The sequence below is a fragment of the Brucella pseudogrignonensis genome (assembly GCF_002252525.1).
Taxonomy (GTDB): domain Bacteria; phylum Pseudomonadota; class Alphaproteobacteria; order Rhizobiales; family Rhizobiaceae; genus Brucella; species Brucella pseudogrignonensis.
In genome coordinates this window covers 111,573-136,758 of sequence record NZ_NNRM01000021.1, presented here as the reverse complement: position 1 = coordinate 136,758, position 25,186 = coordinate 111,573, and the positions used below count along the sequence as shown (strand labels likewise).

Genomic DNA, 25,186 nt, shown 5'->3' with positions numbered 1-25,186 from the left:
CAGCGCCAGAAATCGCAGCCAGCACAGCAAGGGCCGTTCTTTGCATAGAAGGCATCAACGCATTTCTGTGTCTGCACTTCTGCCGGTTCGTTGCTGACCACGTAGAGCATAGCCCTCTCCTATGCCGCCTGCTTGACGAGACGCGCGAGTGTGGCGTCCCTGCCGTGTTGTTTGATAAAACGCGCTGCTTCTTCTCGGCTTTCAAAGCCAAAGCGGTTCTTTGCGTGAAGGATTGTTGTGTGGTCACGACCGCCGAGAAGCTTGCCAAGCTGCGGCAGGCTCATGTCTGGACGAAGCGCCCATGCGCAAAGGATAGCGTAGTGGCGCAGATCGGTCATGGTGCGCATACGGCGATGGCCTAGAATGTCTTGAGCTGTGTACTTTGTGCCTGCCACTGCATGAGTGACGATATCTTTGACCTGTGTACGCTCACCCAAAATGATATCGACTGCTCGAAAGCTCGAGATTATCGCCACCGACTTTGCAATGACTTCCAGATGCTCGGCAGCTTCGCGTTCGGCTTCTGCCTTCGCAGCCGCTTGGGCTTCCAACAACAAACGCTCCTTGAGCTTACGCTCTGCATTGCGTTGCGCGATGATTTTTGCAGCGCCCTGATTTGTACGGATTGCTGAAACTGCGAACATCACACAACCTCCCCGCGAGCCTTGGCTAACGCTGCCTTTGCGAACGCAACCATGGGGCATTCCTTGAACTCCGGCGTGATAAGTCCAAGCACGTCTTCCAACGCCTCATAAAGCTCTGGCGATGCGGCGATTAGGTGGGCGTTTGCAATCTCTGTCATTCGATCATACCGAGGCGGAGAAAGACCTTCCTCACCTTCATTGTCTGAATCAAAACCCGGCTGGCAGATGGCGTAACCTATGCCTTCAGGCCCATAAATAACGCCTCTAAATCCGCAACCGCATTCAATCTCTTTGTCTATATTTGCCAAGTGCGCGCATAGATGCCACGGCCCCGGCGTAAACTTTGTATCGGCCATCACGCGGCCCTCCCTTCCTGCTGCGGGAATGAATAACCTCTGGCAACGCCTTGATGCTTGATGAGCAAGCCGCGATCTACCAATCCATAGACAAGGCGGTGAACGCTCGACTTTGAGGCAAGGCCAATCCCGGCTGATATTTCTTCATACGAAGGCCCGTAGCCTTTCGTACTGGCGTAAGATTTTATGAAGTCGTAAGCGTCTTTCTGGCGCTTGGTCAGCGTGATCATGCGCGTGCTCCCTTTGCTGGCCCATAGACGGTTCCTGTCTTGGCTACCCAAAGCGAACCGACTGGAAATTCTCGCTTGCCTTTGGAAGACCAGACACCGTGATCAATGCCAGTCGCGATAACTTCCCGGCCTTTGGTGTGGTCTACCTTACTGGCTCTGCTTCGATGTTCTGCTGCTTCTCTGCGTGCTGCCTCGACTTCACGGACGTAGGCCATGCTGTCGAGGATCGGTTTCATAACTCGTTCGCACTCGCGGCGAAGCTCTGGCGGCGAAGGCATGAAGCCATGCTGCAACTCTGAATGACCCTGAATGATGTTCTGGACGGCCATTTCCAAGCTGTGGCGAGAGACGCCATGAAGCGCGCGAAAATAAACTTCCTTGAACAGCTTGCGGTCACTTTGAACCCGCGCTGGCAATGCGGAGAGGACGTACATTGCCTTCGAAATGTCCTCCTCCGTAACCAACATCGAGTATGCCTGATTGGTAGCTATCTGGTTCATCTCGTAAAATTCCTCGTTCTCTCAGGTCATCTCCCCAAATTTCAGTGGCTGTTTCACCACGCTTGGGCGGAGGTTCTCGACGTGTGGAAGATTTTCGGTTCTCGACCCATTCCGGCTTGAATCCCTGCCAGCCCGCCGAAATCATCACGTCAGCCGCTTCGTTCGGATCTGAGCACTTGGCAAATTCGGCTGCGAGCAATTGAGCTGCTCTGACGGTCATGGGTTTTTTGATTGCTTTGCGGTGATCAATCACTGCCTGCGAATGATCTTCATCCAGAACATTCATCAATTCGCTTTTGACAGATGGTTTTGCGGGCGCTTGCGCCTTAACATCTGAACGAAGTGAAGATGTATTTGGTGTATTGGTGTATTTAGTGCGTCCGTCTTGCGTCCGCTCTGCGTCCTGCGTGCGTCCGCCTTCCTGATATTTCGAGTAATTACAGATAGTTACCTGCGTCTTGCCTGCGTCCGTTTTTGTCACGATCATTTCGTGATTTTCGAGCACGCGAAGGAAGGTGCGAACGCGTTTTTCTGACTTCCAATTCCACTCTTTTGCCAGTCCGCGCAGGGTGACGAAGACCGAACCAACAGGCACAGGAACAACGTCATTCCCGATGCGGTGATGCGTCGGAGACCATGCAGCGTTCGTGATAAGCCACAGCCATGCATCGCTCTCTGATCGCTCGGAATTGGCGAACAAAGGATGGTCGAGTATGTCTGCTTGAACGCGCACCCATCTGCTCATGACGACAACGCCTCCTCGGCGCGCTGCAAGATGACGACACACTCCTCTTTCAAACCGGCATCCCACGTCATTGTGAGGCGTTCACAGAGGCTGTCGTTCTTGATGACCTTGTAATGCTGGAGAACGTCGAGAAGCGCTTTCATGCGGTTGTCGAGGTCCATGCGCTTATGCGGGCGCTTCAAAGCAACTGAGATGCTGAAAGGCCCGTCGATGAATTCGTTCTTGCGGTTGAGGAAGAACCCGCAGTCTTTGCGCCACTTCGCATATTCAGGCGACACGCGGCGAGACTTGCCCCAGCCGACATAGATGTCCCAAACAGACGGAGGGAACGGGAGCGCGAGCTTGATCATGCTTCGCCTCCAAATAGTTCGCCCTGTCTGGCGTCTTTGCGGTCGAGCATGCGTAGAACGGTTTCGCCACGATGCTCTTTATCCCAGACGAACCAGGCGTTGAGCATTGGCGGCGCGCCCTGACCGGTGAAATCAATCTTCCAGCGCATTAGGTAGACGCGCGCAGGAGGGAACCGGCCCCAGAATGATGCAAGGCCACCTGCCCCCGGCCAAGACCAGTTGAGCAGTAGCGCCATGTAATCAACGTCAAGGGTATCAAGAGCATGATAAAGCCAGCGTGCTTTGCCGTTGCCCCATCCGCATTGATCGAAAGGTGGATTCGTTACGATGGCAGGCGCTGGCGATACCGGGAAGTCATAGAAAGACCGGATATCCGCATCGCAGCCGCGATCGATCAGATCAGACGAACGAACGACAAGGCCAAGAGATTCCATTTCGCGAACCATTGCGCCGTCACCTGCTGCAGGTCCCCAAATGCAAGGGAAGTCGCGCAGGCGCTCAATCTCAGCATGGAGAAACGCGCGCGTCGGCTCTGGCGGTGTCGGATAAAACTCGTTTGGTTCACGCTCAAGGGAATCGGTTTTAACAATCTCGCCATCGAGCATGATGTGAACCGGCTTAGGCTTATTCCCTGTAGCTCTGAAAAGACCGCGTGCGCTTGCTGTCATCACGCCACCCACTTCGCATAGACAACAGCGACGGCGAGCGGTGGGAATACGATGATAAGGGCAACGATAGCCCACTCAACGAGCGTCTGGATGATGCCAGTCTTTGCCATTGGGTTTGCCAGTTCTGGCGCTATCCAGAGCGCTAAGGAACGCCCGCATCGCAACAGCGAGAGGGCGAGCGAAATCCTGATCATCGTTCCCCAAGATTTCCGTTGCTCTGCTGATGAGTTCATCGACTTCGCTGAGTTTTTGCTGTCCGTATTTGACACCGGACACCTCCTCTACTTTTCGTAGCTCTTTCGGCTTGATCGATACGCGCTCATCGGCGTACCAAACGTCCTTGGTTCGATTGAATGACCACTTGAGTGCTCGTGATGCGGTAAGGATTCGCGCGCCAATGCCGCTTGCTGCCGATGGAGGCGCAATGCGTTCTTTCAAAACCTTGGACGCGAAAACCAATTCAGACATTTCTGATTTCTCCGACAACTTTTCGGACATTTCCGAAAATCTCCACGCTACGTTTCAGGACATGGAGAGCCTGAGACGTAACGAACGCAGGAGAGAGAATTTGCAGCACATCGGGCACGCAGCGTGGCGCGTTTTGCAGAACGCACGAAAGGCAGCGATAGCCCGAAGAAATGACGCGGATGCACAGGCGCACAACGGAATGTTCAAGGTTCCGGTGAGGTCTAAGACCAACCATGCTGTGCCACAGCCGGAGGCATCCGCTAGCACCATCGAAGACCCGGCCATGATTGGTAGATCGCGAGATAAACGCTCGACGGGCATTTGAATTTGAATTGGACAGGATGTTTCTCATCATCGCCGCCTATTCCTGTCCAGAAAGGAGAGCCTCACCGCGCTTATTGAAGGCGGTGAGGCTTTTCTCGTCTGCTGCTTGGGAGGCGGGAGACGCAGACGAAAGGAGATTGCGTAAAGCATGATGACGAGTGCGACCGCTCGCGCCTTTGCCGGTGATCTGGCAAGTCGCAATGAAATTACCGTCTTGTGTGGGATATACGGTCGCGCTCATGGCTCAGCTCATGCCCAATGCGTCCATGTAAAGCTGAAGCATTGCTTCGGCTTCTTGGCGCTCATGATCTTCTTTTTTACGGAGACGGATAATTTCGCGAACAACGGGCGCTTGGAATCCAGAGCCTTTCAGTTCCGCATAAACTTCCTTGATGTCGTCGCCGATTGTCTTTTTTTCTTCTTCGAGGCGTTCAATACGCTCGATGAAGGCACGCAATTGGCCGACAGCAATCGTCTGGGCTTCCGATGTAATATCGTCGCTCATTGGATAATCCTGATTAGGGTTGAGGTTTGGGTTGTTCATGCTGACGCTCTTGCACATTGCATGGACGTTTTCTCGAAAGACACGAAATCTTCCGGCTTAAGTTTGAGCTTCCGCTCCTTTGCCGCAGTAATCAGAATAGGCAAATGCCAGTGAGGAATAGCGCCACCGGTGCCGCCCGATTGCTTAGGCATACGCCAGCGCATCACCGTATGTGGAGAAACGCCGACGATTGTCGCAACGGCGGTCAACCCGCCGAATTCTTTGATGATTTTATTTGCTGGCTCGTGTCTCATGAGAGGAATGTACGATAAACGCACACGCATCGCAAGAGGAAATGTACGATATTGCTACAGGAATTACGCGCGTGGCTGTGCGAAAATCATCCATCATGGAAAATTTGCAGCAAACCTATATCGACTGGATCAGAGAAGGCTTGAAGGTAGACGGCAAAACCCAAACAGGGCTAGCTCAATATCTTGGCGTTGCTCATCCGCAGATCTCGCGCCTACTAAAGGGTACACGCTCAATCAAAGTCCACGAGTTGCAGAAGATATCAGAATACATTGGCATCCCTATTCCAGGTAGCGATGCCGTACCGGTCAAATCAAAGAAGCAAACTGTTGCCAAAGTGATTGGCACTGCTGACGCTGGCTCATTTCGCGAAGTTGATGACACCAACCAAGACGACTTGCCGGAGATACCAGCTGAGCGCGACGAACGTTTCCCGAATGCGCGTATCATTGCCTTTGATGTAGCTGGGGATTCAATGAACGCCCTTAAACCACGTCCGATTTTACCGGGGGATAGGGTAATTGCTTTAGCCTATGAAGACATTCAGCACGAATTTCCGTTGCGGAACGGTCTGACAGTAGTTGTCGAGCGCGAGCGTGATGGCGGTCAGATGCGCGAATGGTCCGTAAAGGAAATTCAACTCTTTGATGATCGGGCGGAGTTTCATCCAAGATCAACTAGCGCACGCCATAAGCCAATAATTATTGAGAAAAATGAAGACCCGGACAATGGCGAAACCGTCCGGGTTATTGGACTGGTGATACAGATAGTCAGTGCGCCGATGTTCTAAGCAGCGAATTTCTTGCTGTCAAAATCGAAATCACGGCAAGCCTTAGCGATGTCCGCCATGAACCACCGATTAGGTTGCTCGCACATAAGCGAGCGACCATCTGGGCTGAGATAGTTCATGATCGGGAGGACGCAGAATTCTTCCTCATCCCCAACCGGTACAAAACCGGATATCTTAAAGCTGTAGCCCGGAAACTTACGGGATAAGTGGTCTTTAAGCATCTCTGCTGAATCTGCCACCTGAGCCGCGCGCTCATATGGTGGAACAATGATGTATTCCAAGACTTCACGCGTCATTACTCGTCTCCTACGGTTATATCTAAAAGCTGACCGATAACGCTTTGACAGTGAATGCAGCAGAACCGCATATCGCTTAACAAGGCGCTTTGTATCAGTTCATCGGCATCCGTTGGCATATCGGCGCAGACAGGGACAGTCAGACCTCTCTCTGACTCTCTCATGCAATTTTCACACCGAATATGAAGTGTGAATGACTGATACTCATGTTGCCGTAACGCCCACCCCATTCCCTTCTACCTCTCCGCGATGTTCTCTTTCTGTTCTCATTCAGCCAGAACGTAAGAAAAGAGTCGAGTCTTATTTTTGTTCAAGGCGCGATTCGCACGTCACAATTTTTTTGTGCTTTTTTCGTACATTTTCTATTGCACGCTCTGTGCGTTTATCGTACATTCAATTCAACAAACGAATTGGAGCAACGAAATGCACTCCACATACCAGATCACCGGAAACGACCTTGCGAGAGCCTTTGCAGGCATTGCTCAGACGGTAAACAAGCCACGCTTTTTGCGTGACGTTCTCGCCATCAAGAAAGAACGTGGAGACGAGGATTGCGCCTATTTCGAGCTTAACGCTCGCTACTACGCCAATCGTCTGAACTCGACCGTTGAAGGCGCTCATTACATTGCAAGCCGCGCTCCAAGCATGAAGCGCTTCGCAGAAATGCTTGAGGAGTTCCTGTAATGGCCGAGATTAAAACAGGAGGTCCAGCGTTTCCTCTAGAAAATGTTGGCACAGAATTCCAACCCGGCATGACGCTTCGCGATTACATTGCAGCGAAAGCACTTCAAGGGTTTCTCTCCAGCCGATATGTCTCCGATTTTATCAAAGAAGTTGGGAATTTCAGCACGGATTCCGATGTACGGCGCAATCTGGCAACAAACGCGTATCTGTATGCCGACGCCATGATCACAGCCCGCGAAGGCGGTGCTTCATGACCCTCTGCACCTTCGTAACAATCCTTTTCATCCTCGCCATTGCTGCAACAGCAGCAACGTTTCTCATGCTCTGCCATGCCGAAACAATGGCGGAAATCGCTCGGAGTGAAACAGATGCGCTCTAAAGAAAATACACCGCTGAAAATATCTGTGATGCCGTCGCGTTCAACTCGTCAGTTCGAGATTAGAAGCAACTACCGCGATGCGGCAGGAGAGTGGGACGACATCTATGTCGACTTCTCTGGCTTCTTTGGGAAGTTCTCGCCGCACACATTCGCCCTAGCTCCTGAAATGCTTGAGGTGTTGGATATCGTTTCTGCCCTCGACATTGACCCTCGTGTTTTGCGCCGTGTCGATGATCTGAGAGCGAAAGCCAGAGGTGCTTCATGACCAATCATGCCGACCACCTCAGCGCTGAACAGGTCGAATTGTATCTGACCGCAATCAGCACAGACAAGCCAATCGACGACCGCATTCAAGCAGCTGGCGACCTTCTCGCCCGTCCTCTCCCTTACGACGCACGCCGTGAAATCCGGTCGATCTATCTGAACCTCACAGATCGTAAGTATCTGGCCGAAGAAGGAATTGCAGCATGAATGCGCAGACACAGACAGAAACCGGAACTGATATCGTCGGCTATGTATCGGCTAATCCTGTTTCGGTTCTCGTTGATGAGAAAATATATTCTCAGTTCTACGAGCAGATCAAGGCCGAGACTGACGCTTTCAAGCCAGACCTTTCGACCGTTTCGAGCCGCAAGGAAATATCTTCCCTCGCCTATAAGGTGACGCGCACCAAGACGGCTATCGATGCAGCTGGCAAAAAGCTGAATGAAGACGCTCGCGCCAAGATCAATGCGGTTGATGCGCAGCGCCGTAAGATCCGTGAAGAACTCGACACGCTTGCTGAAACTGTTCGCAAGCCGCTGACCGAATGGGAAGCTGCCGAAGAAGCGCGCATTGAGAATATCAAGTCTACTCTCGCCCATATCGATGCGTGTGGCAAAGGTATGATCGGCGGCGAGCCGCAGGCGTTCGCCATTCTTTTCCGTGAACTGGAAGAAAAGATCATCATTGATGACAGCTTTGGTGAGTTCAAGGAACAGGCAGAAGCCGCAAAATCGGAGGCTCTCGCAAAGCTGAAAATCGCCTTCGATGCCCACCAGAAGGCCGAGGCCGACCGTATCGAACTTGAAAAGCTGCGTGCTGAAAAGGAAGAACGCGACCGGCTTGAAGCGAAACGCGCAGAAAAAGAACGCATCGCTCAGGAAGCACTTGCTCGAGAAAAGGCTGAGAAAGAGCATCAGGAACGCTTGGCAGCAGAGCAGAAGGCCCGCGAAGAACGTGCGGCTCAGCAAGCGCGTGAACAGGCAGAGCGTGAAGCGCGCGAAGCGATTGAACGTGCCGAACGTGAAAAAGCAGACGCTGTTGCCAAGGCTGAGGCAGAAGCCCTCGCAGTAAAGCAGAAAGCCGAACAGGCCGAAGCAAAGCGTGCAGCCGAAGCCAAACGCATAGCCGACGAACAGGCGGCACGTGATGCCGACACAGCTCATCGCTCCAAAATCATGAAGTCTGCAAAAGAGGCATTGATGGCCCAAGGCGCAGACGAAGAAACAGCCAAGAAGATCGTTCTCGCGGTTATCGCTGGCGAAATCCCCAACGTAACATTGAGGTTTTAATCATGGCCGCTCAAGCACTTGATATTAAGCAGGAGAGCAATGCGCCCGTTTACCGTGGCGGCGATGCTCCAATGATTTCCATGATCGAACGTATCGCCATGGACCCGACAATCCCTCTCGACCGTCTGGAAAAGATGCTCGATATGAAGGAGCGTATGGAAGACCGCGCCCGAGAAGACGAGGAACGGCAGGCCAAGAAGGCATATTTCGCGGCGATGTCTAAGTGCCAGGCTGAATTGCCAGTCGTGACAAAGACGCGCAAGAACAGCCACACCAATTCTACATATGCGGACCTTGCAGCAATCGAAGATCAGGCAATGCCGATCATTCACGCACACGGCTTTGCAGTTTCGTTCCAGCCAGACGGCTATAACGATAAGGGTGAGCTTCGCATTCTCTGGGAAATCTCGCACGCGGAAGGCCATTCCAGAAACGGTGTAGGCGAAATCCCTGTCGATGGCGCAGGAGCACAGGGCAAGGTCAACAAGACTGGAACGCAGGCGTTTGGCAGCACCGCCACATATGGCCGTCGATATCTGCTTTGCATGCTGTTCAACATCAGCACAGGTGATGACCGCGACGGCAACGCGCCGAAGCCAGACGTCAAAACAATATCGGAAGAACAGCAGATGAAAATCCGGGAGATGCTGGAAGCTACCGAATCCGACGAGAAACAATTCCTCTCACTCGGCGGCATCAGCAACCTTTCTGACATGGCGGTAAACCAGTTCGACAATGCCATGAACATTCTCAAGCAGCGCCTTGCTAAGCGGGGTCACTGACCATGGAAGTGTTCGACATGGATCAGGGTGGAGACGAGTGGTTTCAGGCTCGTCTCGGCATCCCTACCGCTTCAAAGTTCGCAACAGTCATGGCGAAAGGCGAAGGCAAGACGCGCTCAGAGTACATGCGCAAGCTGGCTGGTGAAATCATCACCGGCGAAGTGACTGAGAGCTTTTCAAACTCTCACACTGAGCGCGGCAAGGAAATGGAGGACGAAGCCCGTCAGACATACGCCTTCATCAATAGCGTAGAGCCTGAACTCGTCGGCTTCATCCGCAACGGCGAAAAGGGCGCAAGCCCTGACAGTCTGATCGGAGTAATAGGCGGCTTGGAAATTAAGACCGCCTTGCCACACATCCAGATCGACCGCTTGGAACGTAACCGCCTGCCACCAGAGCATAAGGCACAGGTACAGGGCAATCTTTGGATATCAGACCGGGAATGGTGGGATTTCGTTTCCTACTGGCCTCGCCTGCCGATGCTGTGCGTCCGCGTGTTTCGCGATGAAGACTACATCAAAACCATGTCTGACGAGATTGACCGCTTCAACGATGAGAAAGCGGCACTGATCGAGCGCATCCGCTCTTACGGTCAGGAACCGGCGAAGGAAGCAGCATAATGTCTAGCGCTCCTATTACAATGGAATGGAATGGCGAGGCCATGATACCGGCTTCCGCTTTATGGGCCGCTCGCGCTGACCGCCAGTTTGTCGTCGGTGAAGTTTACAAAATGGTCGAACATAACGACCGTTCAGAGAACAGCCACAACCATTATTTTGCCGCGGTAAAGAATGGATTCGACAATCTGCCAGACGAATTGCGCGGCGATTATCCAACTGCTGAGCATCTGCGCAAGAAAGCACTCATTCGCTGTGGTTATCGCAACGAGAGGGATATTGTGCTGTCGTCAAAGGCTGACGCCGAACGTGTAGCAGCGTTCATGCGACCGGCTGATGATTATTCCATCGTGTTCAACGTCGAATGCGTTGTGCGTGAATGGACAGCCAAGAGCCAGAAAAAGAGCGCAATGGACGCTCGCGAATTTCAGAAGTCCAAACAGGATGTTCTCGACTTTATAGCTGGGCTTCTCGGCGTTCAGCCTGAGGATTTGGCAAGGAGCGCAGCATGAAAACCATGTCCCTCCAAGCCCCTTCCGATGTTCGCCGCAGTCGTGAGAAGGCAAAGCTCTACATCGCCACACATGACCAGCTTGAACGCGAAGTGCGCGGCAAGTTCGACCGTGAGTGTGTTCTGGAGCTTGATATCGTCCTGTCGCTCACCGACTTCTCGGAGGTGAACCATGCGAACCGTTAAAGAATGGATAGGCAAGCACGACGACGCTGCGATACCTGATGGCGTCAAGCGCCGGATTGTCAATCGTCAGGAAGGCTGCTGCGCATTGTCTGGCAAGCCTTTCGGACCCGGAAACAAGCCTGAGTTTGATCACAAGGTCCCTCTCTGGCTTGGTGGAGAACACCGCGAAAGCAATCTCCATGCTATTTGCGCCGAGGAACACAAGGCCAAGACAAAGGCCGAAGCCACGGTTCGCGCCAAGGTCAACAAGGTTCAGGATAAGCATTTGGGCATCAAAGGCCCGAAAGGCACGATTAAAAGCGCCGGCTTCCCGAAATTCGAAAAGCCCGCCCGCATCGACAAAAAAGCCCTTCCACCATTGCCATTGCCCCGGCTCATGCAGTCAGGGATTGCGAGGACGCGAGCATGAAACTGTGCGAGCAAACACTTAAAGCAGCATCCGACCACCTCAACGCAATTTCCTCAGCAATGTGGGAACGCACAGAGATTAACCGTTCTGAGCCTCATTCGGACGCTGAAAAAGAAGACGCCACCACAGCTTACATTTACGAGAAGGCCGCAGAAAGCGTGCTTTCTCTGATCGGGAGCGCACGCCCATGACCATCCCAGATGAAGCGGTACAGGCTATGCCAGACCGCATTTACGCGGTGAAGCGGACGGAAGGGTCGAGCTGCGTTGTTAGCTTCGACACACCAAGCCTTGATTACAATGTTGAATACGTTCGCGCCGATCTTGCCCTGCCTTTCCTGGAAGGGGTGCAGGTAGGAGCGACCGATATCGGAAATCCGATAACGCTTGTTTACACGAACTACCGCGGCGAGACCTCGGAACGCACAATCACGCCAATCAAGCCTTGGTATGGATCGACAGAATGGCACCCGGAACCGCAATGGCTATTGACTGCATTCGACCACGAAAAGCAGGCGAACAGGGATTTTTCACTCAAGGACTTCGGCTATCCGGCCCCATCCCCGCGTGCGCAGGCGTTGGAGGAAGCGGCGAAGATCGCATTCGATGTTTCAGAGAATGGCGAATACATGGGGAATGGCGATTGCAGCGGAAACTCAATTTTTCAGCAGGGCGCTCGATACGTTTATGATGAGATATGTGAAGAAATCCGCGCCCTCTCGTCTCAGCCTGTAGCGGATGGGTGGTTGCCGATTGAGACAGCGCCGAAGGATGGGACGCCGTTCCTTGTCTTTGTCCCTGATGACCAATTCAGTGACGGGACAGGTATCGACGTAATTTGGTACGATGAAGAACGGTGGCTTTTCGGCTCTAATACACCCTTCATTCCGGCAAATGATCCCACCCACTGGCGTCTCCTCCCAGCCTCACCGGGAGCGTCGGAATGAGTATGTTGCGAGTATTAATCGGCGGAGAGTATTCCGGCACAATCCGTGACGCTTTTCTTGCACTAGGCCACAACGCCATGTCGTGCGATTTTTCGCCAACTTCTGTGGCCGGTCCTCATCATCAGGGCGACTGGTCAGAAATTGAGGGAGATGGATGGGATTTAGCTATCTTCCATCGCACTTGCACATTTATGGCAAACTCTGGGGCAAAGCACCTTTACCTGAACATGAGCAAGAACGGCGGTCTGGATGAAGACCGTTGGCTTAAGATGGGCCGTGATGCTTGGGCTTTCTGGTACCACATGCAGACTTGCCCCGTGAAGTTCGCCGCATGGGAAAACCCTGTCATGCTTGGATATGCTCAACAGATGATCGGCAAGCCCAATCAGACCGTCCAGCCGTGGTGGTTTGGCACTGACGAGAACGGCCCGGACAATGTGAAGAAAGCAACATGCTGGTGGACCAAAGGTGGCTTGCCAGCACTTCGCAGAACCGGAACGCTCGACGGCTCTACAGCCCGTGACGAGGTTTTCAAGATGGCTCCTACAGAGGACCCGGAAGAACGCCGCATGGCTCGATCCAAGTTCACACCAGGTCACGCGGCAGCAATTGCACGACAGTGGGGCGATTACGTCATGGACCATAAGCGTCTTGGTACAAATCCTACCCCTAAAATGAACTTACACCCAGAATATGTACCAGCCACCCGTCCGACAGGAGGCAGCGATGCAGACGCTTGAAGAAAAGACGTGGCATGAATTGGAATGCGCGGCCAGAAGTGCGGGCGGTATTGAGGTCGCAATGGTCAGCCTTCCTATCGAAAAGGTGAAAGCGCTCGTTGCAGGCCGCACCCGCCCCTCCGCGCCGGTCGAGGGGTTGGAGACGGTTGGCTACGTGACGACATCGCCCACCGGAGCAGAGGTATTTCAGCGTAAGCCTCTGGTTCCGGGGCATGGTCAATTTGGTTACAAACAAGACGCAGTGGTCACCCGCTCGCAGGCTGATGAGCTATTGGCGGCGGAACGGGCGGAGACGATGCGGCAAGTAAAGCACTGGTCCGAGCTTTATAAGCAGCAGCATTACCGTGCCGAGAAAGCCGAGGCCATCATTGCGGCGGAACGGGCGGAGAACGATGAAGCCTATGAGCTTGGAAAGCGTGACGGTTATTCCGAAGCGGTGCAGGAAATCGACCTGAAAACAGGCGGTGACGGTGAATACCGTTATTGCACCGATCATGATCCTGAACGGCATACGCCAGACCCTGCAAGCATGATCCAGCGCATTGTTGAGCGGTTTGAAACCCTCAACACCATGGAAAGCGTCTCCGAAATCAACGAGTGGAAGGAACGCGCCGAGAAAGCCGAAGCCGACAACGCGGCGCTGACTGCGAGGGTTAAAGAGTTGGAGAACAGTCTTGCCGATGCGAGAGACATTGCAAGGAACGCGTCATCTAATGTTGATTATTGGAGCTGCCAGACCAAAGCCCTCGAAACCCAACTCGCGGCGGCAAGGAAGGCGTTGGAGTTCTACGCGGACGCGTCAAAATGGGACGACGGGTATTTTAAGTCTGAAGATGATGGGACAGTCCTTCGCGCTTATCCGTCTTCAATTGAGAAGGATCAGGGCGACCAAGCCCGCGCCGCCTTGGAGGGTAAGCCATGAGACTGCCCACAGCAAAAAACGACCCTCGCTGTTCGTGTGTAACAGGCCAGTATGAGTGCTGGTACTGCCGCAAACCCAAGCTCGAAGCGATTGAGCGACGATTAACCCCAGCGCAGCATGCATATGATCGTCTGGCACTTGCTGGATGGCGTAGTGATGACGACTACGAAGCTGATTGCTGCTCGTGCCACATAAACCCTCCATGCGGGTATTGCACAAGCCACTGTATTGAATGCGGAAATCACAATGACGACTGCGAATGTCATGAAGGAGAAGCACGATGACCCTCATTGACAGACTATCCAAGCTGGACGGGTCAAACCGGCGACTGGATCACGAAATGCATATTCTGTTTTTCGTACCTGACGACAAGAGAGACACCGTAGAGTGGAACCATTTCGGATCGTATTCATGGTCGCCATCACCTGATCACGTCATGATCGACAAGGTTCCTGCCTACACCGCATCTGTAGACGCGGCTATCGCGCTGGCTGAGAGGGTGTTGCCGGGGTGGGTTTTCGACAATGTTGGACAAGATTACGAAGGCTTTCCGGGCGGATACAAATCATTCGGCTGGACTGTGGAAATGGTCAACGGGAAGCGCGTTCAAGGCCAAGCACCCACATTGCCTATGGCAATCTGCATCGCCATCTTGCGCGCAAAGGAGGTCAGCCATGGCGAGTAAGGAACTGATCGCACTGGTTGCTGAGGCAATCATAGACAATCCGCCGATTGAAACCATGACGGACGATGAAATAATCATCGACTGGTCGCCAACAGCCAAAGCCGCCATTTCCACCATCCTCGCCGCTCTACAGGAGCCTACAGAGGGGATGCTCAAAGAAGCCCACAAAGCAGAAAACGAAAGTGCAGTTCATAACTACGGCTCATTGCCTTCCGCAACTGACTATTGGGATTTCATGCTCAACGCCAGCCCACTTGGGGAGCAGAGCGAATGAGCGGAGGCGGTCACATCATCGAAAAAATGCCTGTCACGCTGGAAAGCGGGAAACAGGTTATTCGCTACCATGTTATGGATCGCCACGACGATGAGGTTTGCGTTTACGCTGAACCTGCTGGGACAGAGCCGCAACTCCGCGATCAAATGTGGTGGGGAGGAGCGCAGATTATCTACTTCGGTGAAAATGACACAGGCCGTCTAACCAAGGTCGGATATTCGTTCCGGCCTGGTCGCCAAGCCCTGAAAGGCGGTTAGTAGATGCGTATCACCGACCTTGAGAAGTTTGCACTCGAGCAGATTTGGCGGCCGTACCAGAATACAGTTGGCTATGAGAAACGGCTTGAACGCCTGCCTGTTTCGCTGGAAGCCACTGCCGAAAGTTTGAAACAGGATACCTACTGGAGCGGGCTTGTCTTAAGCCGACTGAGAGGGATGAACCGGCACAGGCGCATTACTTTCCCGTCATACATTCATCATGCGCTTGTCGATGTTGTCCGCACCGCACTGCAAGAAAGAGGGAAGTGATGGGCCTAATACTTCGGGAACTTCGCCATGCCTTCAACCTCGGCGCTCTCGTGGGTAAGGATGATACCGATGTTCTTACCCCTGCATTCAACGCAGCGAAGCTTTGGAACAAGATCAGCATGCAACGCGCCGTGGTCCGCACCAAGCTTTTCAGCAAGAGCTGGCAAGTCCAGCGGAACATTGTGATGACAGCCATTGCAGTAAGCCGTGATCCTGTATCCGTACTTGATGCACTCACCAAGTGTCCTGTTCGTGCTGATGTAGCTCATTCCGATCTCCTGTCAGGTGGCAATTACAACAGGAACGAAACAGAAACAAATCACAATTTTGGAGGGGAAAATTGAAACTATTAACCCCAGAGCAGGCTGCGGAAGCGCTGAGCATTTCCCATCGCCATCTAATCCATTTGACAGATGATGGTGAGTTGCCGTTCATTAATATAGGCAGAGGCATGAGGAAGATCCGCCGATATGAACCGGCTGACATTGAAGCATTCAAAAACCAACGGAAGACCACAGAATGCCAGTTTTCATCCGAAAAGACAGCAAGGACGGCACCTACTCGTATGAGTTCCGGCTACGCGGTCATAGATTTTCGGGCAACACGCGAAAAACTTCGGAGCGAGAAGCGCTCAAAGTAGAGCGTCAGAAAAGAGAAGAAGCTGCGCTTGAATTGGCGAACGCAGCTTCCTTTCAATCAGACGATCTGACGTTTGAAGTCGCGGTAACGAAATACTGGGATGAGGTCGCCCAGCACCATAAGAACAATCTAACCACACTTTGGGCGCTTGACTGGCTGGCTGCGGCCATCGGTCGAAAAACCAAGCTCAGCAAAATCAATGATCGTAAAGTGGCTGAACTCGTGGCTAAGCGCAGAAACGAGTTGATCCCTAACCGAAAAGTTGCGCAGAAGATATCACCGGCAACTGTCAACCGAACCATGACGCAGCCATTACGTGAGATGCTTATACGAGCGGCTAAGGTCTGGAGGGTTAAGACGAACGACATCAACTGGTCGCAGCATTTGCTTGCTGAAAAAGGTGAGAGAGTTCGAGAAGCATCCATTGGCGAAGAAAACCAGATTATGAGCGAACTCGAGCGCGGTTACGATGTAGCCGTGCGCTTCGCTTTTTTGTCAGGTTGTCGTCGTATGGAGATATTGGGCCTCACATGGGCGAATGTAGATTTCTTTGGAAAGACGTTCACCGTTACCGGAAAAGGTAACAAGGTGCGGATCATCCCCATGTCTCAGGCAATATTCGACCTGCTGTGGGATGAGAGAAATCATCATAAAGAAAAGGTCTTCACGTTCGTAGCGAAACGAACTCTAAGGAAGCCGGAATATGTTCGCGGGGAAAGATATCCGCTGACAGAGAGCGGCTTGAAAAGCGCAATGCGCCGAGCAGTGTCAGATGCAGGCGTTGAGAACTTCCGCTTTCATGATACCAGGCACACTGCTGCTACCCGGATTTTGAGAGCCAGCAACCTGAGAGTTGCACAGAAGCTACTCGGCCACACTGACATCAAAACCACCACGAAATATGCTCATGCAATGATGGAAGATGTGCGCTCCGCTATGGATGCAATGAGCGCCACGGAAAAAGCCTCGCACTATACTGCAGAGGACGTTAAGCAATTGAAAAACAAAGGGGAATAGGTTTCAGGGAACTTTTCCCCCAGTCAAGTGCGCTACCGGGCTGCGCTACGCTCCGGACCATGAAAAAGCCGTAGAATATAACCTGTTACGGCGCAAGGTCTAATTTCTGCAATTGCAGAAATGAACAGCCCTGCACCGTAGATAAGCGGACTTAACTTGCGCGGATCTGGTAAGTTTCCGGGACGTAACGATAGCCCTCACCTGCGCGTTGAAGATAAGCAAGGGATGGGAAAGGCATATGGTAGCCAATGAACGGCAGACGTTCCGTCGCAAGCATATCGAAGATGCGCTTTCTGGTTTCAACCGCCATTTCCTTGTCGATATCAAAAGAAACATGCCAGTCGGGGCGCTGTAAGGTGATGACAGAGTGATTGGCCGTATCGGAAATCAGCATCAGCGACTTTCCGCCCGATTCCACACGAAATGCCAGATGACCTGGCGTATGGCCATAAGCGCCCACCGCATGAATGCCCGAGGCAACCTCCTTGCCATCATCGACGAAAGTCGTTTTTTCGGCGAATGGCTTCACGTTCTTTTCGACCATTTGCGCAACGGTTTTAGCTGGTGTCTCAAGACGCGCCGGATCAGTCCAGAAGTCAAATTCCTTCTGACCTGCAGCGTAACGCGCATTCGCGAAAGCCGGCTTACCATCTTCCATCAAGCCGCCAATATGATCGGGGTGAAAATGGCTGAGCACAACGAGTGATACGTCGTCCGCCTTATAGCCCGAAGCCTCAAGAGCGCTGATTAATTTGCCCTGCCCGGCTTCGCGCGCCCCTGCGCCCATTCCGGTATCAAACAGCACCAACTCTTTGCCCGTATTGATCAGAACTGGTGTAAAACTATTCACAAAGCGATCAGTCGGCAGGAGATTTTCCTCCAGAAGTGCCGCCACGTCCTTCGGGTCTTGATTGATTGCATAGGTTTTTTCAGGCGCTTCGCCTGCTCTGCGCCCATCGGAAAGCGTCGTGATTTCAAAATCGCCAAACTGAAAGCGATGAAAACCTGGATTCTCGACCTTTGACACCGAAGCCTGACCTTGTGCCTGAGCCTGAGAGCTATCGAATGGCGACAGAGCTGCCCCGCCCCCCGCAGCAGAAGCAGCAACAATGAAATTTCGCCGTGAGATAGCCATCAATCAGTCTCCAGAGTGAGTTGCGTTACCTTAAAAATAGCGCAAAAACGGTCTCGATCCAGAGCTGCCCATTCAAGTTTTCGTAGGTTCTGAATTAAGTGAGACTTGCGGCCCGCAAAAAATGTCTCTATCTGAAAGTTGCGCGGGACGACCCGCGTCTGTGTTCGCATAGGGGACGGCCCCATAAGAGGGGTGTTCCGTGGCTGGACCTATTGAGCAATTTGCGATTCGACCTATCGTCGAGCTTGGTACACTTGGTGGCCAACAGATTGTCTTCACAAATTCTGCGCTTTACATGCTGCTGACTGTAACAGTTGCTGCTGGCTTTCTGTTTTTAGCCTCACGCCGGAATCGGGTTGTGCCTGGCCGCTGGCAGTCGTCAGTCGAAATGCTCTACGAGTTTGTTTCCAAAACGATTCGCGAGAATGCAGGCGAACACGGGATGAAGTTCTTCCCGCTGGTTTTCTCGCTTTTCATGTTCATCCTCGTCGCAAATCTCATTGGGATGTTTCCGTATGCCTTTACGGTTACAAGCCACATCATTGTGACATTCGCGCTGGCGATGCTCGTATTTCTCACCGTGACTATTTATGGGCTGGTCCGCCACGGCTTTAAATTCTTCAAGCTGTTTATGCCGGCAGGTGTCCCCATGATACTCGCGCCGATTATAGTACCTATCGAGGTGATGTCCTATATTTCACGGCCAATCAGCCATTCGGTGCGCTTGTTTGCCGTCATGCTGGCGGGGCACATCACGCTTAAAGTCTTTGCGGGCTTTGTCGTGGGCTTGGGCAGTTTGGGCACGATGGGCTTGTTGTCGGCAGTTCTACCACTTGCCATGACTGTCGCACTTACCGCACTCGAATTGCTTATGGCTATCATTCAGGCATATGTTTTCACCATGCTAAGCTGCATGTATCTAAACGACGCCCTGCATCCTTCTCACTAGAGCTTTAACGCGCATCTTCATCTGAAAACTGTTTCACACTTTTCGGGATGCGCTCGAAACCCAATACCAGAGCGAAAGGACGACCTTTCGTTCCTTCAAATATGGGACGGCCCATACCCAAGGAGCACTATAATGGCATGGATTTATCTCGTACTTGCGGGCGGCCTTGAAATCGTCTGGGCCTATTTTATGAAAAAGTCAGAAGGATTCTCTCTTCTGACGCCGACAATCATCACCATCGTAACGATGATCGGCAGCTTTGCACTGCTGTCAATTGCCATGCGTAGCCTGCCATTGGGCACAGCTTATGCAATCTGGACCGGAATCGGTGCCTTGGGTGCATTCGTGGTGGGCATTGTCATTCTGGGCGAAGCTGCGACGTTCTTCCGGATTTTAAGCGTCTCGCTCATTCTCGCGGGCATCGTCGGGCTCAAACTCTCATCGACATAACCGAAAAAGAAAGGGAGGCAAAAGCCTCCCTTTTTATTATCTCTATTCAATTACGTTCTTTGAGCACGTCTCTCAAAACCAGACACCAGTTTTCGGGCAAAGACATGCGTAAAAACAAAAAGATAGAGCGTTTCGAATGGTTCAGCTTAAATGCAAAATGCTCTAGCGAACCTGATCCAATAGTCGCTTACATTCAAGCAGATCAAAAAGCGCTTCCTGCAACAGCGAACGATTGTCTTTCGATGGCCGCTTGCCATCGGCACCGATCGGCCCGTCTTCTTCACCCTTCAGCAATCCGAACAGCTTGCGTGCAGGTTGTGGTGCCTTGATGCCGTTCGGCAAAGCCATTTCATGATCAGCGGCATTTTCCATTGCCTGCTTTTCAGCCGCAGCCTGTTTCTGGCGCGTGATCGCTTCAATAGCCTGCACATCGCCATTACCCAAGGCAATGATGAACTGTGCGTTGTTCTCGCGAAGCAGACGCTGCACACCCTTGATGGTGTAGCCCTGATCATAAAGCAGATGACGAATACCCTTGAGAAGCTCAACATCCAGCGGACGATAATAGCGGCGACCACCGCCTCGCTTCATAGGCTTTATCTGGGTGAAACGCGTTTCCCAGAAACGCAGTACATGCTGAGGGAGATCGAGATCCTCGGCAACTTCGCTAATAGTCCTGAATGCATCAGGGCTTTTGTCCATCTGCTTGCCCTTTCCAGTGGTGTGGTCGTCTTTTGGGCGAACCTGCCAGTCCAGATAGTTCAAATGGCAATCGGCACATCAATCAGCGCCGGCCATAATATCATAATAATCTAACGGCGTTTAACACAAAAAGTTGGGATGAAAAGCCCCTACTTTTCGGTCTGTTATATTAGCGAAACGACTCGCTTTATCCGTCGATTATATAATATCAGAACTTTATAAGCACCCCTTCATATATTACAGGAAGAGGCACAGTTTTCGGATTTACAGATGTCACTGGATAAATAAGCAAGCGGAAATACTTCGTCCGGTGAGGACGAAGAGATAAAAGAGACAAATCTCTCTTTATCTATATGAGGTGATTACTTGGCGCCTTTTGCGCTACGCTTCTGGTGTTCCTGCAGAATACGCTGCTTGAGAACGTTAGAAGCTTTGAACGTCATGACGCGGCGTGGGAGAATAGGAACTTCCTCGCCAGTCTTCGGATTACGGCCGATGCGCTCATTCTTGTCACGGACTTGAAATGTCGCGAAAGACGACAGCTTCACAGTTTCACCGTTGACGATGGCGTCACAGACTTCATCGAGTATCATCTCGACCAGAGCCGCCGATTCTGTTCTGGACAGGCCTACCTTTCGGTAAACAGCCTCTGCCAGATCAGCGCGTGTGACCGTCTTACCTCCCATAACCGAACCTACCTGGTTAGTGTTTGAACAGATAATATCCTTAAGTGACAGGAGGTTACACAAATAAAAGCGGTGTGGTCAAGCCGCGAGTTTCCTCGCGGCCCATCAATTTTTTTATTACCAGCGCAATAAAACTGCGCCCCAGGTAAATCCACCGCCCATAGCTTCCAGAAGAACGAGGTCGCCCTTCTTGATACGACCATCAGCGACAGCCGTAGCAAGAGCCAACGGAACCGACGCAGCAGAGGTGTTGCCGTGTCTATCAACGGTTATCACGACCTTTTCCTCAGCTATATTCAGCTTCTTAGCCGAAGCATCGATAATGCGCTTGTTGGCCTGATGCGGCACAAACCAGTCGATATCGTCGGCGCTAAGGCCCGTTTCAGCAAAGGATGCTTCGATCACGTCTGTGATCATGCCCACGGCATGTTTGAAGACTTCACGGCCTTCCATGCGCAGATGACCGACCGTCTGTGTCGTCGACGGGCCGCCATCCACAAAGAGTTTTTCCTTGTGATTGCCGTCGGAACGAAGGTTGGCAGCTAAAATACCACGATCAGAGGTTAGGCCCTTGCCTTCGCCGGCTTCGAGAACCAACGCGCCGGCACCGTCGCCAAACAGAACGCAGGTCGTGCGATCATTCCAGTCGAGAATGCGCGAGAAGGTTTCTGCGCCGATAACCAGAACGCGACGTGCGAGTCCGCCACGAATATAGAGGTCAGCAGTCGTAACGGCATAGATGAAGCCACTGCAAACCGCCTGCAGATCGAATGCAAAGCCGGTCGTGATGCCGAGTTCGCGCTGAATTTCGACTGCGCTTGCAGGAAACGTATGGTTTGGCGTCGAGGTTGCGACCAAAACGAGATCGATATCAGAAGCCTTCAGGCCAGCATTTTCCAATGCAGCGCGGGCAGCAGCCGCACCCAACGATACTGTCGTTTCGCCTTCGCCAGCAATGTGACGCTGACGAATACCTGTACGCTGGACAATCCATTCGTCAGAGGTTTCAACCACGCCCTCAAAATCGGAATTCTTCATGATCCGCTTAGGCAGAGCCGAACCAATACCTCTTACGACAGATCTTATCATCTTGTTTTCCTGTCCTAGCCTGACCATCGCAGACCCACGCCTGCTGGTCAAAATTCATACCCTGTTATGGGTTAATTATCATTTGGCTGTTTCGTTTCCGTCATTAGACGCAGAATGCGGATGACTGTGGTGGAAATGCGCCAGATCCGCTTCAATCTTCTGAAGAAGCTTATTACGCACCATGTCATAGCCGACTTCGACCGCCGAGCAGAAACCTTCTGCCGTTGCGCCGCCATGGCTCTTGATAACAATACCGCTCAATCCAAGAAGAACGCCGCCATTCACCTTGTTCGGGTCCATCTTCTCGCGAATACGATCAAATGCACCCTTGGCAAAAATATAACCGATCTTGGCAAGCAAGGTACGGCTCATGGCTTGGCGCAGAAGGGTTGCCATCTGACGAGCAGTGCCTTCGGCGGCTTTCAGAGCGATATTGCCGGTAAAGCCTTCTGTGACGACGACATCGACCGTGCCTTTGCCAATATCATTTCCTTCGACGAAGCCCGTATATTGCAAACCCTCCAGCGGTGTATCGCGCAGAATCTGGGCAGCTTCCTTAATCTCGTCGAGACCTTTGACTTCTTCCGTACCGACATTGAGGAGACCGACAGTCGGCTTGCGCACCTCAAAAAGCGCCCGCGCCATACCCGCGCCCATAACCGCGTAATCGACAAGCTGACGTGCATCGGCACCAATCGTTGCGCCAACGTCGAGAACGATGCTCTCGCCACGCAGTGTAGGCCAGATACCGGCAATTGCCGGACGCTCGACATCAGACAGCATACGAAGGCAGAATTTGGACATGGCCATCAGTGCGCCGGTATTACCAGCAGAAACGCAGACATCAGCGTCGCCGGTCTTTACCGCTTCAATCGCCTGCCACATGGAAGACTTGCCCCGACCAGCGCGCAGCGCCTGACTTGGTTTGTCATCCATTTTGATCGCAACCTGACTGGCGCGGAACTCGGAAGCAGCTTGTAGCTTTGGATAACGCGCAAGTATGGGCTCGACCTGACCAGCCAGACCGAAGAAAATAAACCGGATATCAGGATGACGCTCAAGCGCCTTCGCAGCACCAGGGATGACCACTTCAGGGCCAAAATCACCGCCCATGGCGTCAATCGAAATTTTTATCACTATTGATTATTCCTGTGCGATCCCTGCCCCATTTGCTTCTTTATAAACATAGGGGTTTTCCGCGAAAATAGTGTTTTTCCGGTCGCGCACAACCAGATTCTCTCAAGCATCGGTTAAATCAGGGCTTCTTGGACCATTCCGAGAGCTTGGCAAAAGGCGAATCAGGCTTCTCTTCCTCTTCAACATCGCCAAATACGGCTGGCTCGGCATCGTCAGGCAGGCCGGGTTTGCGAGGGTATGGATCGAGCGCCAGTTCGAAAAATTCTTCAGCGACAGCGCCAATATCAATTTTGTCGCCAGCAAAAGTCTCGGGAATATCCGCGCCATCGGCGTCCAGCAGCAATTCTCCGCTCTCATCAAGCTGAATTTTGGCAAGGCGTGAATTTTCTGGCACGAAGATCGTATCGACTTCTTCCGCAATCGTCGCATTAAGCGGCTCAAGTGTAACCACGCATGACTGCACGATTTCCGCATTGACGGTTCCGCGCAAACGAATGCCGCTCTTTTTCCAAGGCGTCAGCAAAAACTCTGCAGCAAAGGAATTCACGGCCTCTAAGCCATGCTGGGCAGCCAAAGCAGCTCTTTCCTTGTCAGTGGTCCCAATCTTCACCGTTATGCCCTTGGGGGGCAGATGCAGAACCGGAACGGGATAGGTCAGCGCCGGTTTATCAGTCATTCTCTTTAGCCTTTGTTTCGTTATTTGCAGCGGTTCCAGTTAATATTGAACCGCTGTAACTGTTTGTTTTTATGCATTATCCGACGCAAACCGCTTCGCAGCTTTGCGGGAAATGCTATATTGGCGCAAACGCCATCTCGTCAGCATCCATAAAGGATATGTCGCCTGCCGCCAAAGCACTGTCCTCAATTTTTGCCAGCCGATCACGGCAAGCAAACAGATATTCACTCAAATAGTGAGAATGCGGCCATAATTCGAGGTCCGGGCGGATATTGCGTGTCAAAGCTGTTGCCAGCTTGTCGCGATCATCAGCATCCAATGCAGTCCCATAAGAGCTGACACGACCATAAAACATACGTGCAAGCTTTTTCATGCGCTTGGGAACGCCCTGATCACCGATTCCCAATTCCCGCAAGGAATGATCGACATCCTTGAAAAATTCGTCTGCAATGTCCTGCGCAAGCGGCAATAATGCAGATTTTTCGCCTTTCATGCGATGAAGAGCGAGAAAAATATGGACTGAGAGCATTTCATAGCGACCGAGAGGCGTATCAGGCACTTGAAATTGTGCATAAAAACGCTTTTGCCGCGCCGCTGCCACGATCGTCTCGTAAACGCGAAGCACAACTGTCTCATTTGCTTTAGATTTGCGGCGAAAAAGTCGAAGAATCATTCCCGTACGACCGTACTTGTTGCATCCAGAAGCAAGGTGGTTTACCGAAGTTCTCCCGACGGCGAAAGTGCCGCGCTGATATAGAATGTATGGAGAGGTCTTTGTTGCAGCGAATTTTCCTAAGCGCACGCAAACAGCGTGCCCTTCTCGCAGGCACAGCAATTCTCTTTTCGGCGGCTCTCGCCGGATGCAACACTGCGTCCACGCTAAACCCGTCGGAAACACTTACAGAGGGTTACGTGCTCGATCAGGAGGCACTTGATTCGGTTCCGGTTGGCTCCAGCCGTGAACAGGTGCTTCTCGCACTCGGTACGCCATCCACTACGGCGACCTTCGATAACGAAGTGTTTTATTACATTTCGCAGAAGCGTTATCGTGCGGCTCAGTTCATGAAGCCCAAAATTATCGACCGTCATATCCTGGCCGTTTACTTCGACAAGGACGGCAAGGTCAGCAATATTGCCAATTACGGCCTTCAGGACGGCAAGCTGTTCGATTTCGTATCGCGCACCACGCCAACTGGCGGCAAGGACCAGACCTTCATTGGTCAGATTATTCAGGGCGTTTCCAAAGCTCCGACATCATTGCCGGGTGCTGCTGGCGGCGCGAACAACTGATCCAATACAAAGAATTAAAAAAAGCCCCTCTTTT

Annotated in this window: 43 protein-coding genes and 1 pseudogene; 24 read left to right on the top strand and 20 right to left on the bottom strand. The window is 52.3% G+C overall.

Features of this window, described 5'->3' with window-relative positions; genetic code table 11:
- Window positions 1-119: 119 nt before the first annotated feature.
- From CEV34_RS12535 to CEV34_RS12485, 11 genes are all read right to left on the bottom strand, one after another.
- The gene (locus CEV34_RS12535) at window positions 120-644 is read right to left on the bottom strand and encodes a helix-turn-helix domain-containing protein (protein ID WP_179253508.1); all 525 of its coding nucleotides are present in this window, start codon (window positions 642-644) and stop codon (window positions 120-122) included.
- Window positions 644-1,000, bottom strand: coding sequence for a hypothetical protein (locus CEV34_RS27210; RefSeq protein WP_210199572.1), 357 nt, complete (start codon window positions 998-1,000; stop codon window positions 644-646). Before CEV34_RS27210 ends, CEV34_RS12535 begins: the two co-directional genes overlap by 1 nt.
- Window positions 1,000-1,230 carry a LexA family protein gene (locus CEV34_RS12530; RefSeq protein ID WP_094543688.1) on the bottom strand — a complete coding sequence of 77 codons (231 nt, stop codon included), beginning with the start codon at window positions 1,228-1,230 and terminating at the stop codon, window positions 1,000-1,002. The genes CEV34_RS27210 and CEV34_RS12530 overlap by 1 nt, the downstream gene beginning before the upstream one ends.
- Entirely contained in the window at window positions 1,227-1,664 is a 438-nt protein-coding gene (locus CEV34_RS12525; protein ID WP_143853359.1) for a hypothetical protein, read from the bottom strand. Before CEV34_RS12525 ends, CEV34_RS12530 begins: the two co-directional genes overlap by 4 nt.
- On the bottom strand, window positions 1,624-2,475 hold the full coding sequence (locus CEV34_RS12520; protein ID WP_094543686.1) for a hypothetical protein: 852 nt from the start codon (window positions 2,473-2,475) through the stop codon (window positions 1,624-1,626). Before CEV34_RS12520 ends, CEV34_RS12525 begins: the two co-directional genes overlap by 41 nt.
- A complete protein-coding gene (locus CEV34_RS12515; protein ID WP_094543685.1) occupies window positions 2,472-2,825 on the bottom strand; it encodes a RusA family crossover junction endodeoxyribonuclease in 354 nt (117 codons plus the stop codon). The genes CEV34_RS12520 and CEV34_RS12515 overlap by 4 nt, the downstream gene beginning before the upstream one ends.
- Window positions 2,822-3,493, bottom strand: coding sequence for a hypothetical protein (locus CEV34_RS12510; protein WP_094543684.1), 672 nt, complete (start codon window positions 3,491-3,493; stop codon window positions 2,822-2,824). The genes CEV34_RS12515 and CEV34_RS12510 overlap by 4 nt, the downstream gene beginning before the upstream one ends.
- A 75-nt stretch (window positions 3,494-3,568) precedes the next feature.
- A complete protein-coding gene (locus CEV34_RS12505) occupies window positions 3,569-3,961 on the bottom strand; it encodes a hypothetical protein (protein WP_094543740.1) in 393 nt (130 codons plus the stop codon).
- Window positions 3,962-4,322: 361 nt separating this feature from the next.
- Window positions 4,323-4,526 (bottom strand): hypothetical protein, encoded by a 204-nt coding sequence (locus CEV34_RS12495; protein WP_094543682.1) that lies wholly within the window; start codon window positions 4,524-4,526, stop codon window positions 4,323-4,325.
- Window positions 4,527-4,529: 3 nt separating this feature from the next.
- Window positions 4,530-4,790, bottom strand: coding sequence for a DUF2312 domain-containing protein (locus tag CEV34_RS12490; RefSeq protein WP_094543739.1), 261 nt, complete (start codon window positions 4,788-4,790; stop codon window positions 4,530-4,532).
- A gap of 35 nt (window positions 4,791-4,825) precedes the next feature.
- Entirely contained in the window at window positions 4,826-5,083 is a 258-nt protein-coding gene (locus CEV34_RS12485) for a carph-isopro domain-containing protein (RefSeq protein ID WP_094543681.1), read from the bottom strand.
- Between the two features lie 41 nt (window positions 5,084-5,124).
- On the opposite strand from CEV34_RS12485, the gene CEV34_RS12480 reads away from it, so the two are divergent.
- Window positions 5,125-5,871, top strand: coding sequence for an XRE family transcriptional regulator (locus tag CEV34_RS12480; protein ID WP_094543680.1), 747 nt, complete (start codon window positions 5,125-5,127; stop codon window positions 5,869-5,871).
- Here CEV34_RS12480 and CEV34_RS12475 read toward each other — a convergent pair.
- Window positions 5,868-6,167: a hypothetical protein gene (locus tag CEV34_RS12475; protein ID WP_094543679.1), complete on the bottom strand. Its 300-nt coding sequence runs from the start codon at window positions 6,165-6,167 to the stop codon at window positions 5,868-5,870. The genes CEV34_RS12480 and CEV34_RS12475 overlap by 4 nt on opposite strands.
- Window positions 6,168-6,590: 423 nt before the next feature.
- On the opposite strand from CEV34_RS12475, the gene CEV34_RS12465 reads away from it, so the two are divergent.
- The 18 genes from CEV34_RS12465 (at window position 6,591) to CEV34_RS12380 (ending at window position 15,382) form a co-directional block, all read left to right on the top strand.
- Entirely contained in the window at window positions 6,591-6,851 is a 261-nt protein-coding gene (locus CEV34_RS12465) for a hypothetical protein (RefSeq protein WP_094543677.1), read from the top strand.
- On the top strand, window positions 6,851-7,105 hold the full coding sequence (locus CEV34_RS12460) for a hypothetical protein (RefSeq protein WP_210199571.1): 255 nt from the start codon (window positions 6,851-6,853) through the stop codon (window positions 7,103-7,105). The genes CEV34_RS12465 and CEV34_RS12460 overlap by 1 nt, the downstream gene beginning before the upstream one ends.
- Window positions 7,102-7,230 carry a hypothetical protein gene (locus CEV34_RS27550; RefSeq protein ID WP_268877847.1) on the top strand — a complete coding sequence of 43 codons (129 nt, stop codon included), beginning with the start codon at window positions 7,102-7,104 and terminating at the stop codon, window positions 7,228-7,230. The genes CEV34_RS12460 and CEV34_RS27550 overlap by 4 nt, the downstream gene beginning before the upstream one ends.
- A complete protein-coding gene (locus CEV34_RS12455; RefSeq protein WP_143853355.1) occupies window positions 7,220-7,495 on the top strand; it encodes a hypothetical protein in 276 nt (91 codons plus the stop codon). The genes CEV34_RS27550 and CEV34_RS12455 overlap by 11 nt, the downstream gene beginning before the upstream one ends.
- A complete protein-coding gene (locus tag CEV34_RS12450; RefSeq protein WP_094543675.1) occupies window positions 7,492-7,701 on the top strand; it encodes a hypothetical protein in 210 nt (69 codons plus the stop codon). The genes CEV34_RS12455 and CEV34_RS12450 overlap by 4 nt, the downstream gene beginning before the upstream one ends.
- Window positions 7,698-8,783 carry a hypothetical protein gene (locus CEV34_RS12445; RefSeq protein ID WP_094543674.1) on the top strand — a complete coding sequence of 362 codons (1,086 nt, stop codon included), beginning with the start codon at window positions 7,698-7,700 and terminating at the stop codon, window positions 8,781-8,783. Before CEV34_RS12450 ends, CEV34_RS12445 begins: the two co-directional genes overlap by 4 nt.
- A 2-nt stretch (window positions 8,784-8,785) precedes the next feature.
- Entirely contained in the window at window positions 8,786-9,565 is a 780-nt protein-coding gene (locus CEV34_RS12440; RefSeq protein ID WP_094543673.1) for an ERF family protein, read from the top strand.
- Window positions 9,566-9,567: 2 nt separating this feature from the next.
- A complete protein-coding gene (locus tag CEV34_RS12435; protein ID WP_094543672.1) occupies window positions 9,568-10,185 on the top strand; it encodes a lambda exonuclease family protein in 618 nt (205 codons plus the stop codon).
- Window positions 10,185-10,694 carry a hypothetical protein gene (locus CEV34_RS12430; protein ID WP_179253504.1) on the top strand — a complete coding sequence of 170 codons (510 nt, stop codon included), beginning with the start codon at window positions 10,185-10,187 and terminating at the stop codon, window positions 10,692-10,694. The genes CEV34_RS12435 and CEV34_RS12430 overlap by 1 nt, the downstream gene beginning before the upstream one ends.
- Window positions 10,691-10,879: a hypothetical protein gene (locus tag CEV34_RS12425; protein ID WP_094543670.1), complete on the top strand. Its 189-nt coding sequence runs from the start codon at window positions 10,691-10,693 to the stop codon at window positions 10,877-10,879. The genes CEV34_RS12430 and CEV34_RS12425 overlap by 4 nt, the downstream gene beginning before the upstream one ends.
- Entirely contained in the window at window positions 10,866-11,288 is a 423-nt protein-coding gene (locus tag CEV34_RS12420) for an HNH endonuclease (protein WP_094543669.1), read from the top strand. Before CEV34_RS12425 ends, CEV34_RS12420 begins: the two co-directional genes overlap by 14 nt.
- Before the next feature lie 187 nt (window positions 11,289-11,475).
- Window positions 11,476-12,234, top strand: coding sequence for a hypothetical protein (locus CEV34_RS27025; RefSeq protein WP_179253502.1), 759 nt, complete (start codon window positions 11,476-11,478; stop codon window positions 12,232-12,234).
- A complete protein-coding gene (locus tag CEV34_RS12405) occupies window positions 12,231-12,974 on the top strand; it encodes a hypothetical protein (protein WP_179253501.1) in 744 nt (247 codons plus the stop codon). Before CEV34_RS27025 ends, CEV34_RS12405 begins: the two co-directional genes overlap by 4 nt.
- Window positions 12,961-13,896 carry a hypothetical protein gene (locus CEV34_RS12400; protein ID WP_094543667.1) on the top strand — a complete coding sequence of 312 codons (936 nt, stop codon included), beginning with the start codon at window positions 12,961-12,963 and terminating at the stop codon, window positions 13,894-13,896. The genes CEV34_RS12405 and CEV34_RS12400 overlap by 14 nt, the downstream gene beginning before the upstream one ends.
- Before the next feature lie 280 nt (window positions 13,897-14,176).
- Window positions 14,177-14,581, top strand: coding sequence for a hypothetical protein (locus CEV34_RS12395; protein ID WP_094543666.1), 405 nt, complete (start codon window positions 14,177-14,179; stop codon window positions 14,579-14,581).
- Window positions 14,571-14,855 (top strand): hypothetical protein, encoded by a 285-nt coding sequence (locus CEV34_RS12390; RefSeq protein WP_094543665.1) that lies wholly within the window; start codon window positions 14,571-14,573, stop codon window positions 14,853-14,855. Before CEV34_RS12395 ends, CEV34_RS12390 begins: the two co-directional genes overlap by 11 nt.
- Window positions 14,852-15,112 carry a hypothetical protein gene (locus CEV34_RS12385; RefSeq protein ID WP_094543664.1) on the top strand — a complete coding sequence of 87 codons (261 nt, stop codon included), beginning with the start codon at window positions 14,852-14,854 and terminating at the stop codon, window positions 15,110-15,112. Before CEV34_RS12390 ends, CEV34_RS12385 begins: the two co-directional genes overlap by 4 nt.
- Window positions 15,113-15,115: 3 nt before the next feature.
- Complete coding sequence (locus CEV34_RS12380) at window positions 15,116-15,382, top strand: hypothetical protein (RefSeq protein ID WP_094543663.1); 267 nt, start codon at window positions 15,116-15,118, stop codon at window positions 15,380-15,382.
- 5 nt (window positions 15,383-15,387) lie between these two features.
- Here the strand turns inward: CEV34_RS12380 and CEV34_RS26720 are convergent, their stop codons facing one another.
- Complete coding sequence (locus tag CEV34_RS26720) at window positions 15,388-15,651, bottom strand: bifunctional ornithine acetyltransferase/N-acetylglutamate synthase (protein ID WP_143853353.1); 264 nt, start codon at window positions 15,649-15,651, stop codon at window positions 15,388-15,390.
- Between the two features lie 71 nt (window positions 15,652-15,722).
- On the opposite strand from CEV34_RS26720, the pseudogene CEV34_RS27705 reads away from it, so the two are divergent.
- Together CEV34_RS27705 and CEV34_RS27205 are read left to right on the top strand one after the other, a co-directional pair.
- Window positions 15,723-15,878 (top strand): annotated as a pseudogene (locus CEV34_RS27705) (helix-turn-helix domain-containing protein); the annotation flags it as partial.
- Between the two features lie 23 nt (window positions 15,879-15,901).
- Entirely contained in the window at window positions 15,902-17,038 is a 1,137-nt protein-coding gene (locus CEV34_RS27205) for a tyrosine-type recombinase/integrase (RefSeq protein WP_094543660.1), read from the top strand.
- 151 nt (window positions 17,039-17,189) lie between these two features.
- Here the strand turns inward: CEV34_RS27205 and CEV34_RS12360 are convergent, their stop codons facing one another.
- Window positions 17,190-18,173: an MBL fold metallo-hydrolase gene (locus tag CEV34_RS12360; protein WP_094543659.1), complete on the bottom strand. Its 984-nt coding sequence runs from the start codon at window positions 18,171-18,173 to the stop codon at window positions 17,190-17,192.
- A 199-nt stretch (window positions 18,174-18,372) separates the two neighbouring features.
- On the opposite strand from CEV34_RS12360, the gene CEV34_RS12350 reads away from it, so the two are divergent.
- Window positions 18,373-19,122: a F0F1 ATP synthase subunit A gene (locus CEV34_RS12350; RefSeq protein ID WP_007874481.1), complete on the top strand. Its 750-nt coding sequence runs from the start codon at window positions 18,373-18,375 to the stop codon at window positions 19,120-19,122.
- A 132-nt stretch (window positions 19,123-19,254) separates the two neighbouring features.
- Window positions 19,255-19,572, top strand: coding sequence for a quaternary ammonium compound efflux SMR transporter SugE (gene sugE, locus CEV34_RS12345; RefSeq protein ID WP_007874480.1), 318 nt, complete (start codon window positions 19,255-19,257; stop codon window positions 19,570-19,572).
- A 162-nt stretch (window positions 19,573-19,734) separates the two neighbouring features.
- Here sugE and CEV34_RS12340 read toward each other — a convergent pair whose 3' ends face one another.
- The 6 genes from CEV34_RS12340 to CEV34_RS12315 all read right to left on the bottom strand — a co-directional run bounded on the left by CEV34_RS12340 (window position 19,735) and on the right by CEV34_RS12315 (window position 24,535).
- Window positions 19,735-20,274, bottom strand: coding sequence for a MerR family transcriptional regulator (locus CEV34_RS12340; protein ID WP_007874479.1), 540 nt, complete (start codon window positions 20,272-20,274; stop codon window positions 19,735-19,737).
- Window positions 20,275-20,636: 362 nt separating this feature from the next.
- Window positions 20,637-20,960, bottom strand: coding sequence for an integration host factor subunit alpha (locus CEV34_RS12335; protein WP_007874478.1), 324 nt, complete (start codon window positions 20,958-20,960; stop codon window positions 20,637-20,639).
- A gap of 117 nt (window positions 20,961-21,077) precedes the next feature.
- The gene (locus CEV34_RS12330; protein WP_007874477.1) at window positions 21,078-22,049 is read right to left on the bottom strand and encodes a beta-ketoacyl-ACP synthase III; all 972 of its coding nucleotides are present in this window, start codon (window positions 22,047-22,049) and stop codon (window positions 21,078-21,080) included.
- A 78-nt stretch (window positions 22,050-22,127) separates the two neighbouring features.
- Window positions 22,128-23,186 (bottom strand): phosphate acyltransferase PlsX, encoded by a 1,059-nt coding sequence (gene plsX / locus CEV34_RS12325; protein WP_007874476.1) that lies wholly within the window; start codon window positions 23,184-23,186, stop codon window positions 22,128-22,130.
- 118 nt (window positions 23,187-23,304) lie between these two features.
- Window positions 23,305-23,862 carry a YceD family protein gene (locus tag CEV34_RS12320; RefSeq protein ID WP_007874475.1) on the bottom strand — a complete coding sequence of 186 codons (558 nt, stop codon included), beginning with the start codon at window positions 23,860-23,862 and terminating at the stop codon, window positions 23,305-23,307.
- A gap of 115 nt (window positions 23,863-23,977) precedes the next feature.
- Window positions 23,978-24,535 carry a ubiquinol-cytochrome C chaperone family protein gene (locus CEV34_RS12315; RefSeq protein WP_007874474.1) on the bottom strand — a complete coding sequence of 186 codons (558 nt, stop codon included), beginning with the start codon at window positions 24,533-24,535 and terminating at the stop codon, window positions 23,978-23,980.
- 101 nt (window positions 24,536-24,636) lie between these two features.
- On the opposite strand from CEV34_RS12315, the gene CEV34_RS12310 reads away from it, so the two are divergent.
- Window positions 24,637-25,152: an outer membrane protein assembly factor BamE gene (locus tag CEV34_RS12310; protein WP_039859655.1), complete on the top strand. Its 516-nt coding sequence runs from the start codon at window positions 24,637-24,639 to the stop codon at window positions 25,150-25,152.
- Window positions 25,153-25,186 lie beyond the last annotated feature (34 nt).